The organism is Selenomonadales bacterium 4137-cl (assembly GCA_032334055.1).
Classification (GTDB): domain Bacteria; phylum Bacillota; class Negativicutes; order Sporomusales; family UBA7701; genus Anaeroselena; species Anaeroselena agilis.
The window spans coordinates 1124953-1138927 of the sequence record JAUOZS010000001.1; the positions used below are offsets into that span (position 1 = coordinate 1124953).

12 protein-coding genes and 1 pseudogene are annotated in these 13975 nt (G+C 56.4%); 10 read left to right on the plus strand and 3 right to left on the minus strand.

Going from position 1 to position 13975, the window contains the following annotated elements; all coding sequences use genetic code 11:
- Window positions 1–29: 29 nt before the first annotated feature.
- The gene (locus Q4T40_05760; GenBank protein ID MDT8900744.1) at window positions 30–254 is read right to left on the minus strand and encodes a hypothetical protein; all 225 of its coding nucleotides are present in this window, start codon (window positions 252–254) and stop codon (window positions 30–32) included.
- A gap of 155 nt (window positions 255–409) precedes the next feature.
- A complete protein-coding gene (locus tag Q4T40_05765) occupies window positions 410–670 on the minus strand; it encodes a hypothetical protein (GenBank protein ID MDT8900745.1) in 261 nt (86 codons plus the stop codon).
- A gap of 254 nt (window positions 671–924) precedes the next feature.
- On the opposite strand from Q4T40_05765, the gene dcuC reads away from it, so the two are divergent.
- The 3 genes from dcuC to Q4T40_05780 all read left to right on the plus strand — a co-directional run bounded on the left by dcuC (window position 925) and on the right by Q4T40_05780 (window position 4611).
- Window positions 925–2211: a C4-dicarboxylate transporter DcuC gene (gene dcuC, locus Q4T40_05770; GenBank protein ID MDT8900746.1), complete on the plus strand. Its 1287-nt coding sequence runs from the start codon at window positions 925–927 to the stop codon at window positions 2209–2211.
- A gap of 22 nt (window positions 2212–2233) precedes the next feature.
- Window positions 2234–3547: an amidohydrolase gene (locus Q4T40_05775; protein ID MDT8900747.1), complete on the plus strand. Its 1314-nt coding sequence runs from the start codon at window positions 2234–2236 to the stop codon at window positions 3545–3547.
- A 200-nt stretch (window positions 3548–3747) separates the two neighbouring features.
- Window positions 3748–4611 carry a DMT family transporter gene (locus Q4T40_05780; GenBank protein MDT8900748.1) on the plus strand — a complete coding sequence of 288 codons (864 nt, stop codon included), beginning with the start codon at window positions 3748–3750 and terminating at the stop codon, window positions 4609–4611.
- Window positions 4612–4672: 61 nt separating this feature from the next.
- Here Q4T40_05780 and Q4T40_05785 read toward each other — a convergent pair whose 3' ends face one another.
- Complete coding sequence (locus Q4T40_05785) at window positions 4673–5911, minus strand: M20 family metallopeptidase (protein ID MDT8900749.1); 1239 nt, start codon at window positions 5909–5911, stop codon at window positions 4673–4675.
- Window positions 5912–6170: 259 nt separating this feature from the next.
- Between Q4T40_05785 and Q4T40_05790 the strand changes: the two genes are divergently transcribed.
- The 7 genes and pseudogenes from Q4T40_05790 to Q4T40_05820 all read left to right on the plus strand — a co-directional run bounded on the left by Q4T40_05790 (window position 6171) and on the right by Q4T40_05820 (window position 13891).
- Window positions 6171–7343 carry a M23 family metallopeptidase gene (locus tag Q4T40_05790; GenBank protein MDT8900750.1) on the plus strand — a complete coding sequence of 391 codons (1173 nt, stop codon included), beginning with the start codon at window positions 6171–6173 and terminating at the stop codon, window positions 7341–7343.
- 92 nt (window positions 7344–7435) lie between these two features.
- The gene (locus tag Q4T40_05795; protein MDT8900751.1) at window positions 7436–8242 is read left to right on the plus strand and encodes a hypothetical protein; all 807 of its coding nucleotides are present in this window, start codon (window positions 7436–7438) and stop codon (window positions 8240–8242) included.
- A 139-nt stretch (window positions 8243–8381) separates the two neighbouring features.
- Window positions 8382–9728 (plus strand): annotated as a pseudogene (locus tag Q4T40_05800) (IS1182 family transposase).
- 331 nt (window positions 9729–10059) lie between these two features.
- On the plus strand, window positions 10060–10500 hold the full coding sequence (locus tag Q4T40_05805; protein ID MDT8900752.1) for a hypothetical protein: 441 nt from the start codon (window positions 10060–10062) through the stop codon (window positions 10498–10500).
- Between the two features lie 24 nt (window positions 10501–10524).
- The gene (locus tag Q4T40_05810) at window positions 10525–11409 is read left to right on the plus strand and encodes a hypothetical protein (GenBank protein MDT8900753.1); all 885 of its coding nucleotides are present in this window, start codon (window positions 10525–10527) and stop codon (window positions 11407–11409) included.
- A gap of 237 nt (window positions 11410–11646) precedes the next feature.
- Window positions 11647–13104, plus strand: coding sequence for a hypothetical protein (locus Q4T40_05815; protein ID MDT8900754.1), 1458 nt, complete (start codon window positions 11647–11649; stop codon window positions 13102–13104).
- A 127-nt stretch (window positions 13105–13231) separates the two neighbouring features.
- Window positions 13232–13891, plus strand: coding sequence for a hypothetical protein (locus Q4T40_05820; protein MDT8900755.1), 660 nt, complete (start codon window positions 13232–13234; stop codon window positions 13889–13891).
- Window positions 13892–13975: the final 84 nt, after the last annotated feature.

A 13975-nucleotide genomic window follows, 5' to 3' on the forward strand; every position in this document is an offset into this window, starting at 1 on the left:
ACGGCTTTTGTCTGATAGACAGCCGCAGGCTATATTCCCGGATGGTCGAGGCGCTCGCCGACCAAAGGCTGACCGTCAAGCTCGATGTTGGAGCCGATGGTCCAGCCCTGGCCGTGGACGTGGTAGCTGTTGAGCAGGCCGCGGAGGTCGTCGGTGAAGGCGGTGATGTCGATGCCAGGGTCGGGGTAGATGACGATGTAGGCGGTGTCGGGATCGCCGATTTTGCTTTCCAGGCTGCGCTGGTCTTTGCGCATGGCGTCACATCCTTTCACCGGATATTATGGCGGGGCGGCGGGGCGGTTATTCCGGTGAAGGCGGCAAAGGGCCGGTGCCGTGCGCCGAAACGCGGGCTCGTTCGATCGTCGGATGCAGCGCGGCCTGACCGGCTAAAGGATCGACGGGCGTAGGCCTAGCCAGCGGTGGGGAGGCAGGCGCGGCGGGGATAGCAGATGTGAGTGGGGGTGCAGGACCGATAGGGGTAGCAGCGGTATGGGTAGCAGCCGTAGGGGTAGCAGCCCTGGCGGGGCCGGCATAAGGCTACGGCGCCGACGATGCCGATGGTGCCTATGGCGATGATGGGGAAGCAGCGGGGGGCGTATTCGTCAGGGTAGTTTTCACGCCATTCGTCGATTTCGGGGTCTTCCCAGAGGGGATAGGGGCGCTGGTACAAGGTAAACACCTCCTTTGCGGCGACTGTCTTTTTTTACATAATATGCTTACTTTAGGAGGGAGGTTCCGGTGCGGTTGGAATGGTCATCAATAGACTGATTTGCCGCGTAAAAGCCCAACTTTACAATCGTTTACATTATATTACATAATATGTTAGTGGATTTTGTTCGGTGCCGGGGAAGGGAGAAGAAGGAATCGCCTCGGTCCGCTTGAATATATAAGAGTTGCAAGGCCGATAAATTTAGGAGGTGTAGTATGGTCTGGCTTGGCGGATTGATTGTAATTCTTACGTTCGTGGCAATCATCAAGCGGTACGAGACAAGGATGGTACTCTTTTTGTCCGGGGTGTTGATGGCGTTGTTGTCGCAACAGCCGTGGGCGGCGTTTGCCGCTTTCCAGAAGGCGATGGTCAACGGCGGTCTGGTGCCGGTAATCTCTACGGTAATGGGTTTCGCGTTCGTGATGAAGTATACGAAGTGCGACGCGCATCTCGTTCATCTGCTGGCGGCGCCGCTGACAAAGGCGCGGGCAGTTTTAATCCCCGGCGCGGTGCTGGTGACTTTCCTGATCAATATCGCTCTGCCGAGTGCGGCGGGTTGCGCGGCGGCGGTGGGGGCGATTCTGATTCCGACGCTGATGGGCGCCGGCGTGCATCCGGCGATCGCGGCCAGCGCGGTGCTGGCCGGCACGTGGGGCAGCGCGTTCAATCCCGGCAATATGCACAATCCGTATATCGCGAAGTTGGCCAATATTTCCGATCCGATGGTGGTCATCGGCGGGCACACTACAGCGGCGCTGGCCGGGATGGTGGTGGTCGCCGTGGTGCTGACTGCGGTGGCGATGCTGCGCAAGGAGGACCGCGGCTATGAGGGCGCGGCTCTTGCCGTGGGCGGCGTGGATGATTTTAAGGTTAATATAGTTAAGGCTATTGTGCCGGTCGTTCCTTTGCTGATGCTGGTGGCGGGCAGCCTCGGCAAGCTGGTTCCCTCCGTGCCGGCTTTCAAGTTGATCCATGCCTTTACGGTGCCCGAAGCGATGATTATCGGCGTATTCCTCGGTTTCCTGGTAAATTTGCGGACCGCTACCTCGCAGGATACTTCCAAGCAATTTTTTGCCGGTATGGGCGAGGCGTACGCGAGTGTTATCGGCATTATTATCGGCGCGGCGGTGTTCAACGAGGGGATGAAGCTCATCGGCCTCACGGGCGCGCTGATCGATTTCATGAAGCATTCGGAGAGTATCGCGAAGATTGCGGCGACTTTCGGGCCGTTCATCGTGGCGGTGCTGTCCGGCTCGGGGGATGCGGCGACGCTGGCGTTCAACGGGGCGATTACGCCGCATGCCAAGCAGTTCGGTTTCGATATTCTGCCGATGGGATCGACGGCTTTCCTGACCGGCGCACTGGGACGGTCGATGTCGCCGGTGGCTGGTGCGGCGATCGTGTGCGCGGGGCTGGCCGGCATCAATCCGATGGAGATCACGCGCCGCAACTGGCCGGCGATGGTGCTGGCAGCGATCGTGGTAATGTTTATTTTGCTGTAAGCGATAAGAAAGGGGCCCGACGATGGACAGGAAGATCATCGAGTTGTCGAATAAGCTGAAGGATAAGATGATTGAACGGCGGCGCGATTTCCACCATTACGCCGAGGTGGCCTGGACGGAGTTCCGCACTGCGTCCAAGGTGGCTGAAGCGCTGACTGAGCTGGGCTATGAGGTGAAGGCCGGCGACGAGGTGATGGCGGCCGGGAGCATGATGGGCCTGCCGAGTGCCGCGGAGCTGGAGCGCCAGGCGGAGCGGGCGCTGGCCCAGGGGGCTGACCCCGCCTGGGTGGCGAAGATGAAGGGCGGCAAGACCGGTGTGGTGGGGACGATGAAGTTCGCCAAGCCGGGGCCGACGGTGGCGCTTCGTTTCGATATGGACGCCAACGACGCGGTGGAGGCGGAGGAGGACGGACACCGGCCGTACCGCGAGGGTTTCGCGTCGGTAAATAAGGGCGCGATGCACGCCTGCGCGCATGACGCTCACACGGCCGTGGGCCTGGCGGTGGCCGAGGTGCTGGCCGCGCTGAAGGGTGAGCTGCCGGGTTCGGTGAAGCTGATTTTCCAGCCGGCCGAGGAAGGGGTCCGCGGCGCGAAGGCGATGATGGACGCCGGTGTGGTGGATGACGCGGATGTAATTTTCGGCATGCATCTGGGCGTTAACCTGCGGAAGACCGGCCAGATGGCCTGCAATACTGTCGGGTTCCTGGCGACGACGAAGCTGGACGCGGCGTTCACCGGGGTGCCGGCCCACGCGGGGGCGGCGCCGGAGACGGGCAAGAACGCTCTGCTGGCGGCGGCGACGGCGGCCCTTAATCTGCACGCGATTTCCCGCCACAGCGAAGGGGCTTCGCGGGTGAACGTGGGCGTGCTGCAGGCCGGGACGGGCCGCAATGTCATTCCCGCGAACGCGGTGCTGAAGCTGGAGACGCGGGGAACGACGAGCGCGATAAACGAGTATGTGTTCGCGGAGGCGGTGCGGATCGTCAAGGCCGCGGCTGCGATGTACGATGTGAAGGTGGCTATGACCGAGATGGGCGGCGCGGCCGGCTGCGAGAGCGACGCGGCGCTGGTTGAGCGCGTGCGCGAGGTGGCTGTGCGCAGCGGGCTGTTTGCCGAGATTTTGCCGGCCGGTAATATCGGCGGCAGCGAGGATTGCACGTTTCTGATGGAGCGGGTGCAGAAGCGCGGCGGCCTGGCGGCGTATGTGATGGTCGGGACCGAACTGGCGGCCGGACATCACGATTTCCGCTTCGATATTAACGAGGAGGCGCTGCCGCTGGCGGCGGCGCTGATGGCGTGCCTGGCGGCCGATACGCTGGCGAAGCCGCTGAAGTAAGGTTTAACGAGAAAGCCGCAACTGACGTTGCGGCTTTCTCGTTCGGCTGTGAGGGGGAGAATGTTTGGCGGGGCGCAGGGTAAGGCGGCCGGGGTGTGGAAGTATATGTGAGCCGCCTGACGGGCGAAGGTAAAATGATACAGGGGTGAACGAGTCTGGACGCTAAGCGGACGAATTGCGGAATTTTCCTGCTGCTGGCCATGGTGGCTACGCTGTGGGGAGTAAATGTGATAATGATCAAGTATCTGACGAAGTTTTTTCCGCCGCTCGCGCTGGCGCCGATCCGTCTGACGCTGGCGGTGCTGCTGCTGTTTCCGGTCGTGATGTATAGGCACGGGTATCATAGGCTTTCGCGCGAGGCGTGGTTGATGGCTGGCGGGTCGGCGGTCTTCACGATTTTCCTTCACCAGACTACGATGTCGTGGGGGGTGTCGGTGACGAGCGGTACCCACGCGGCGCTCATCCTCGGATTGAGCCCGCTGTTCGTGGCGCTGCTGGCGAGCCGCCTTTTGCACGAGCCCTTTACCTGGCAGAAGGTGCTGGGGATTGTGCTGGGGTTCGGTGGGGTGGTGCTGGTGGTGGGCGGCGATACGCGGGGGACGGCGAGTCTGGCCGGCGATATGGTGATGTTCGGGTCGATGCTGGCGTTTGTGACCGGGACGCTGTTTATCAAGCGCGGCACGGCGCTGGTTTCGCCGCTGCTGGTGACGGCCTACAGTATGTTGATGGGGTCGGGCTTGCTGATTGTGCTCGGCCTGTTCGTGAATGACGCGTGGTATTACGAGGGGGCGTTTGCGCCGGCACCGGTGGCTGTGCTGCTGTTTTCGAGTTTCGTGAATACCGCTCTGGGCGCGGTATGGTGGAATATGGGGATCAAGCAGGCAGGGGCGTCGACTACGACGCTGTTCCAGAACGGCATCCCGGTGGTGGGGGTGTTTACGGCGGCGCTGTGGCTGGGCGAGGATTTGCAGTGGAATCACCTGGTGGCGCTGGTGCTGGTGCTGGCCGGGGTCAGCCTGGGAACGGGGGTAGTGAGCCTCAGCAGGGCGGAGGAAAAGGGATAGGAACGGTTATCGGGGAAAGAGGAAGGCGGGGGGAGTCCCCGCCTTTAGCTGTTTTGGCCGGTTAGTTTTGGGGCGCTTTGGTGGCCGCGAATTCGGCTTTGATTTTTTTGAGGAGTTCAGGGTCGGTTATGAGGTCGTAGCCTGACGCCGCAAGCGTTTTGGCGGCGACGACTACGGCTTCGTGGCCCGCGGGGGTGGCGCCGGCCTGGACGTAGGCCTGGGAGTGGGCGGGGGTGCCGACGGGTACGAAGGCGATGCCAAGTTCGGCGCCGGGGACGCGGAAGGTTACGGAGCCGAAGTCGGTGGAGCCGGTGCTCTGGGGCGGGGGTAGGATCTGCCTGGCGCCGGCGGCTTTGGCGTTTTCGAGGAGGAGTTCGCTGAGGCTTTCGAGGATGACTTTGTTGTCGTAGGCTTTGATTTGTTTGATGGTTACTTTGGTGCCGGTGATCATGGCCGCGCCGTTGGCGATGTTGTGGACGCGCTCGACGACGGTGTCGAGATAGCCGCGGTCGGCGCTGCGGACGTAGAAGCGGGCGGCGGCCCGCTCGGGGACGATGTTGGCGGCGGCGCCGCCGTCGGTGACGATGCCGTGGATGCGGACGTCGGAGCGGACGTGTTCGCGCAGGTATTCGATGCCGTTGAAGAGCATCATGACGCCGTCGAGGGCGCTGATGCCTTTTTCGGGCGAGGCGGCGGCGTGGGAGGCTTTGCCTTCGAAGATGAAGTCGATGAGGTTGAGGGCAAGGGATTTGGCGCCTACGGTGGTGCGGTCGCCGGGGTGGGTCATGAGGGCGACGTCGAGCCTGTCGAAGAGGCCGGCGGCGACCATGGGGAGTTTGCCGCTGGTGGTTTCTTCGGCGGGGGTGCCGTAGACGACGATGGTGGCGGGGCGGTCGCCGAGGCTTTTGGCGAGGGCGATGCCGGCGCCGACGCCGGCGGAGGCGATGATGTTGTGGCCGCAGCCGTGGCCGAGTTTGTCGAGGGCGTCGTATTCGCAGATGAAGCCGATGGTCGGGCCGCCGGTTTTGTTGACGTAGGTGGCTACGAAGGCTGTTTCGAGGCCGGCGACGCCGGTTTCAACCTTGAAGCCGTTTTGTTCGAGCGTCCGGGTGAGAAGGTTGGCGGCTTTAAATTCCTTGTTGCCGGTCTCGGGATTGTCGTGGATGAAGTCGTTGATTTCCAGGAGCTTTTGCTGCAGGGCGTCGACGTTGACGTAGACGTCCTCTTTCCCGGCAGCGAGGCATGTGCCGGCCGATAGGATAACGAGGGCCAGTGCGACGATCAGCACTTTTTTCCACACGGTCATTTCCCCCTTTTCGTGGTAAGTTTATATACATATTTTACCATTTGGATGAAGCGGGGGATAGGGGCGGGGCTGAAGTTTGCCCTAGACCAGCCAAGAAAAAATTTTTTCATTAAATCGTTTTGGACGAAAAGTGGACTTTTAGTGGACTGTTTGGGCGAAATGGTGTGATATGATGGTAGCGTGAAGAAGACCGCCAAGGGCGGTCTTCTTAATTTTACGCCGTAAAACGGCGAGGAAACGAGGAGGAGATGCCATGAGGACGAGAGAGGAAGAGTATTTGAGGAGGATGAGGGCGCTGGGGTATGAGCCGAGTCTGGCGGGGATGGACGACGGGGACATTGAGTGGGAGCTTGCGAAGATGGAGGGGGGTGACCGGCGGCGGGCGGCGGAGTGGCGGCAGCCGGTGTACCGGCCGGTTGACCCCGGGCTGAAGGCGAGGATTCTGCGCATGTTCGGCCAGCCGTATGACGAGAGCGCGATCCCCACGGGGCAGGAGTTTTATCTCAACGGCTGGGATAACGGGGAGGATGAGGAGGAATGGCCTAGAATGCGACCTGAGCCGAGGGTGTCCGCGCCGCCTGGGGGATGGAAGATGAAGCCGGATTTGCAGGGTATTACGTATGACCCGGAGACAAGGACGATTACGACTAATGAAAACGGCGGTTTCGAAATTAAAGGGTCGAAGGTGCCAGGGCAGTCACCATTATGGAAAAGCATCGGTGATATATTTTCTCCCAGCCGGGGAGATGCGTATAGGCCGCTGAGCTACACGGCAGGCGTGAATGATGGGGAGACGGGATTGCAAGAGGGTATTGGCACAGATGGAAAATATGTCTTTGAGCCGAAACTCCAGAGTAAATATCAAGAGCCGAAGCCGCCTGATACTAAGCTTCAGGATAATTTTCAATCTTTGCACAAATCGTCTCATGAAGCGGGAGCATTGTCACCCTACGGGTTGCAGAGACCAATAGCATCCGGTACGGAAGCCGGGTATATTTCGGATAGCGGTCTGGATATAAGCGCTCCAGTCTCAACTCCGGTTTTAGCTGCAGCCGGGGGAAAAGTAATTTACGCTGAGGCAGGACATACCAAATGGCAGAGACACGATCCAGCGACGGGGGAACCAATCGACACTCCTTACAGTGTGTTAATTGAACTTGATACGCCAATCACCTATAAAGATGGAAGGCAAGCGAAGTATATATGGTATACCCATATGTCTAAACTTGCCGTTGAAAAAGCAGACGGAGACGGACAGATAATCAGAATAGAGCCAGGACAGGTAATCGGTTACAGCGGGACAGCAAACGATTCTCCCCACCTACATTTTGGGGTATTGATTAACAGAGCGCAGGACGAAGGTGACTATTTTACTCCGGCCGAGGTAAGAGAGATGCTCGGAATCAAGGAACGGGACAAGTGGTAAATAGTGTGAGGACTAAAGGACTTTAGCTCTATGTATGGAATTGGTAAATATGGCTGTTATTACATCCGGAAATATCATAAGGATGTGAGGCCGTGTTTACCAAATTCCGGTCTTATTTATTGTTTTTCTTGCTAATTGCCTTATTATCTCTCGGCAGCTTAGGCCAAAGCACCGCCTTGGCCGGTGATTCATATTCCCAAAAGATCGAAGCGCTGCGGGCGGAATTGGGCGGTTACCATTCTTCGCTGCGCCCGAACGAGAGGTACGGCGTCGGCGAAAGGATAAACGCCGCCTTGCTTGCCGCCCTTCAGGAGGAAGACAGCCTGACGGCCAAGCCGGAAGATATACTCGGCGGCGGCGGACAATTCGCACTTGTTTTCGGCGATTGGGTCGGCGCGGGAGAAATACGCCACCGGCTTATAATCTTGCGCCCATACCAAATCGACATGGGCGCAATGACGACCGTTTTCGCCCAGACTCGGTCCGGCGACAAGGTGAGTATGGCGGAAAAACTGCATTTCCTGGTGCAGACAACCGCGATCGGCCAGCTTGTGTACGCCGAGATAATCGCTGCCGGGGATGGTCTTTTTGTCCCGCTTGTCGAAAAGCGCTACGGTCCCGAGCATAAATACATCAAAATATACACATGGAAACTGGCGGACGGCGGTTGGCAAGTATATTCGCGCCCGCCTGGCGCCGCGGAAAAAGGCGAATGGGCAACCCGGAACGGCCCCAAAGGCTTCGTTATTACCCATTCCTCGCTGGGCTGGAAATCGCAAAACGATTATATGATAAATGCATCGCGGGGTGAAATCGAAATACAGGCCGTGGACAAAGACAATACCCCATTCGACAGCATAACGGTACGCCTCGTCGACGGCACGTGGGTGATAAAGTAGGAAAGCTCCCGGAGAAATCCGGGAGCTCAGGCTGTCGACAAAGTATTGTCGGCAGCCCTGTTTTATGCCACGAAAGGCCCTAAGCACCCGGTTTTTGCGGTAAAATATAGGTAGAAGACAAGCGCCGGGAGTGATGAGGATGCTGAAAAAGAAAAACCGGATGGCAACCAACCAGGTCGAATTCGTCTGCATCAGTGAACTGGTTCCCGAGAATCATCTTTTGCGGGCAGTAAACGACAGCATAAACTTCGACTTTATCTACGAAGAAGTAAAAGATTTATACAGCCACAGAACCGGCAGACCTAGCATCGACCCGGTGGTCTTAATAAAGCTGCTTATGCTGCAAGTCTTGTACGTTATAAGGTCCATGCGTCAAACCATCAGCGAAGCGCAAATGAATATTGCCTACCGCTGGTTTTTGGGCTACGGCTTTCAAGAGAAGATTCCCCACTTCTCGACCTTCGGTAAAAACTACGAAAGACGCTTCAAAGAAAGCGACCTGTTTGAGAAGATATTCGTAAAAATCCTGACGGAAGCCATCGAATGCGGCTTTATCCGCGCCGACGCGGCCTTTATCGATGCCACCCATGTGAAAGCCAGCGCCAATAAGAACAAGTACATAAAGAAGATGGCGCAGCACCGGGCGCACAAGTATAAACGCGACCTGTTCATCGAGATCAATGAAGACCGCCAGGAACAGGGAAAAGAGCCCTTTGACGACGACGATAACGACCCTGGCGGCGAAGCTACTGAACAGAAAGAAGTCAAAGAAAGCACCACCGACCCGGAAAGCGGCATGTTTCATAAGGGTGATAAAGAACGCTGCTTTGCCTATACCGCCTCGGTAGCCTGTGATCGGAACAACTTTGTTCTTGGCGTCAAGGCCGCACCGGGGAATGTACATGATAGCCAGATGTTTTCCGAAATATTCGAGGATGTAGCCGAAAAGTTCGAAGAGATAGAAGCGGTTGTCGTAGACGCGGGCTACAAGACCCCCGGGGTATGCCGCGAAATCGTCAAGGCCGGCAAGCTGCCCGTCATGCCCTATAAGCGGCCGATGACCAAGAAGGGCTACTTCAAGAAATACGAATATGTCTATGACGAATTTTATGATTGCTATCTGTGCACGAACAATCAGGTGCTAAAGTACGCCACCACTAACCGGGACGGATATCGTGAGTACAAAAGCGATCCGCAGGTTTGCGCCGGATGTTCCGATCGGCTACGGTGCACGCAAAGCAAAAACCGTACTAAGGTGGTAACCCGGCATATCTGGGAAAGCTATGTGGAGATTGCCGAAGACGTCCGGCACACGCCAGATGGCCAGGACTTATACCGGATGCGGGGGCAGACCATCGAACGGGTCTTTGCCGACGCGAAAGAGAAGCATGGGATGCGCTACACGCGCCACCGGGGCTTGAGGAAAGTACAGCATTACCTCACGCTTGTTTTCGCCTGCATGAATTTAAAGAAACTGGCGATGTGGAAGAGAAAGCGGGGGATGCTGCCGCCTATTCCCACTGTTTTTCCTGCCCTGTCTTCCAAACTTAGTAAAATCTTTGCGGCATGTCTAAGCCCGCTTCCTGGCCTTGCGGCCTGAAAGCGGGCTTTGTCTACAAGCTGAGCTCCCGGAGAAATCCGGGAGCTTTTATGTAAGAGGTGCTTTCTCGGTTTCTTTCCGACGCCGGGCGGCGTCTCCGACATTGGGGCAAACCCACCGTGAAGAGCGAGGAGTGCGTGCCCGGCACGAAAGCCCATCCGGGGCCGTCGCTGCAGTGTGGGTGCCACAATGCCGGGTATCACGTTGGAGTTTCTCCGTGTCTGGAGAAAAGATGGAGGAGGGTGACCGGAGGCGAGAGGCGGAATGGCGGCAGCCGCAGCCGCTGCAGCCGATGCGGACGGTGTACCGGCCGGTGGACCCTGGGCTGAAGGCGCGGATTCTGCGCATGTTCGGCCAGCCGTACGACGAGAGCGCGATCCCCAAGGGGCAGGAGGTTTATCTCAACGGCGGGGATAACGGGGAGGGTGAGGAGGAATGGCCTAGAATGCGACCTGAGCCGAGGGTGTCCGCGCCGCCCGGGGGCTGGAAGATGAAGCCGGATTTGCATGGGATTATGTATGACCCGGCGACAAGGACGATTACGCCGAATGAAAACGGCGGATTTGAGATTAAAGGGTCGAAGGTGCCAGGGCAGTCACCATGGGCTGGTTTGTATGGTATAATGATACAAACCAGCCCGATTTTCCCTTTATTTTAGTATTTTTTTTGGGAGGGCAACCGCGTGAGGATCAACAATATCCTCGTCGTTACGATTTTTTTAATACTGGCATTACTGACCGGGGCCAGCGGAGGCATGAAAGAGGCGGTAAGTGCCGGGGTGAGCACGGTGCCGGATGCGAAAACCGGGTCGGTGGCGCAACAAGACCTCAAGAGGAATGATGAGAAGTGGCGCGCCGACAAGTCGGTAACTTGGCCGACGAAATATCAGATAATCACCGAAACATATATAACTTACAATGACACAATGGATATAGCCATTCGGTACCCGCAGATCGTCAACCTGGGCGATGAAGAGCGACAGATCAGAATCAACGACTTGATAAGAAGTGAGGCAGTACCAGGCCAGTTTCACGATTACACGGATAATAGGCTATTCACGCTACCGATCGACTTTAAAATTACCTGGCAGAGCGACAACCTGCTTAGCATCCAATACAGCGGGATGGGATACGTTAAAGGAACGCCGCACCCGAACCATTTCTTCTATACGACCAACATCGATATTGCCCAGGTGAAAAAGGTAATACTGAAGGATATTGTGCGGATAGACGAGGATTTTGTGGAGAAATTCCGGCACGAGAATATAAAAACCGTCAGCCCCCACCCCGGCGCACTGTCCGGGAAAAAGATTCTGATCGACAGTACGCCATTCAATAAGGTCGACGACACAATCAGACATTTCTACGAAGCGGACGAAGTGGACCAGAAAGGGCGACTGCCAAGCAATTATTGCTATTTTACGCCCGATTCCCTTGGCATTAGTGTGTATGCGCCTCACTTCATGGGGGGCCACGCGGAGTTCGAAATCAAGTATGAGGATATAGCAGAGAATATTAAAGCAGAGAATGCGGTGTGGAGGGACTTTTTCCCGAGGACGGGGAAGTAGTTGTCCAATAAAAACTCCAGGAGTAATCCGGGAGTTTTTCGTTTTTATTTGCTTGCTCCTAGCTCCTCGGGGGGCAAGCAAAAATATTTTATATAAAAATGCTGTTTTGGACGAAAAGTGGACTTTTAGTGGACTGTTTGGGCGAAAAGGTGTGACATGATGGTATCGTGAAGAAGACCGCCAAGGGAGCGGCCTTCTATTTTTATGCCGGAAAACGGCAAGAAGGGTGGAGTGAAGATGAACGCGAGAAACAGAGAGGATGAGTATTTGAGGAGAATGAAGGCGCTGGGGTATGAGCCGAGTTTGAATGGTATGGATGACGAGGATATTGAGTGGGAGCTTGCGAAGATGGAGGAGGGTGGCCGGAGGCGGGAGGCGGAATGGCGGCAGCCGCTGCGGACGGTGTACCGGCCGGTGGACCCTGGGCTGAGGGCGCGGATTTTGCGCATGTTCGGCCAGCCGTACGACGAGAGCGCGATCCCCAAGGGGCAGGAGTATTATCTCAACGGCTGGGACAACGGGGAGGATGAGGAGGAATGGCCTAGAATGCGACCTGAGCCGAGGGTGTCCGCGCCGCCCGGGGGCTGGAAGATGAAGCCGGATTTGCAGGGTATTACGTATGACCCGGAGACAAGGACGATTACGACTAATGAAAACGGCGGTTTCGAAATTAAAGGGTCGAAGGTGCCAGGGCAGTCACCATTATGGAAAAGCATCGGTGATATATTTTCCCCCAGCAGGGGAGGAGCGTATAGGCCGCTGAGCTACACGGCAGGCGGGAATGACGTTAACACCGGTGGGCGAGGTACGAATACGGCAGCCGCAAATCCCTACGCGGGCGGGTATGCGGACGGCGGGGCATATGGGGATATGACACTGCCGGGCGGGAATGCCAATAATCAAGGGCAAGGTACGAACACCGATCAAAATCGTCCGCCGCAGATTGCCGGCGGGGAGCATTTAGGGTATCTTAGTGCAAATGGAGAATCAAGCGGCAACCCTGGCGTTGTATCTGGAGGACAAGGCGACCCGGGCGGAAAATCTTACGGAGCGTTCCAGTTTTCGTCAAAGAACAATGTACCGACAGAATTCGTGACGTGGCTAGCTGCCAATAATCCGGACGTCCATACAAGGCTGCAGAGAGCCTATAATGCCGACGGCAAAGATTACGGCCCGGCCTTCGACGCCGAATGGCAAAAGATAGCCGCCGAGAATCCGGATGCATTTCTCAATTTGCAGTATGCGTTCACGAAGCAAAAGTATTACGACCCGGCGGTGGCGGCTATCAAGAAGGAGACGGGCTTCGATTTTGACGGCAAGAGTTATGCACTGAAAAATGTTCTATGGTCGCGAGCGGTGCACCATGGTGCAAAGGGGGCTGTGGATGTCGTTAAGAACGCTTTCAAGTATGTCGATCTAAATAACGAAGATCCAGAGGAGATTATTAAGGCGATATACAGAGAAAGCGGCAGCACGGAAAGCAAAACAGGGCCATACATTACCGAAGAAGCTATTAGGTCTTTCTTCAGTCCAGAAGAAGCAGAGGAACGCCTAAATTTCGCACGTAAGCATAATCTTATCGGCAAACCATTAAAGTATCTTGGCGCGTCGATCGATCAACTGCTCGGTGTTTGGACCCGGCTGAACATTGACGAACCGCAGGCTGCGCTCGAACTGCAGAGGAAGCACAAGTAAAAGGGGAGCATCGCTCCCCTTTTCTTTTTTTGTCGCATAATCAATTACCTGAATGCGATTTACATTATATTGCCGGAATGGTAAATTTAGTATATGCAGCGACGTTGTCATTAAGGAGTGATTTGCGGTGGCGAGGGTTGGTCTTTTTATGGTCCTATGCGTTGCAGCGGTAATGTTCGCCGGCTGCGGGACGAGGCAAGAGGCGCCGCCTGCGACGCCGGCCGAGGCACAGAAACAGAGTGGGCCTTCTGTCCCAGTGACTGCGCCGGCCGCTTGGCCAGTGTCCCCGCTTGAAAGATTTGTTATTATAGAGAGAAGAGCAGATAGTACCAAAGCATATAATTTTTATGTAGATGAGGTAGCGCAACGTTATGTGAAGACTTTGGAGGAGGCGGTCAAACATCCGGACGGGTTCCGGTGGGTATCGGCCTACCTCGACTCCAGCCGACCGGTGTATGCGGCCGAGAAGAAACGTATAGAGGAATGCTACGCCCAGGGGATAAAGCTGCGCCTCGTCGAATGCGAATTAGCCAGCTCTACCAAGAAGGGACGTATCCTCGAAGAAAAACCCTATTACATTCTGACTGAGCTAAAGGTCCATGTAAAGTACATTATGGAATACACTTATCCCGACAACTGGATAGTAAAGAGAGCGGAGCGGAAAGTGTTCACACTGGAACAGGCGTATATATCCGAGCGTAAAGAGGGCAAGAACTTCGAGCACAAAAGAGAGGTGGTAATCACTGCTATCGAAGATGATACTGAACCGCCAGGCGAGGGAAGCTAACTATATTGAGGATAAGGTGGCGAGCGAGGAGATTGTCCTCGATTAGAAAATTCCCGGAGAAATCCGGGAATTTTTCGTTTTGCG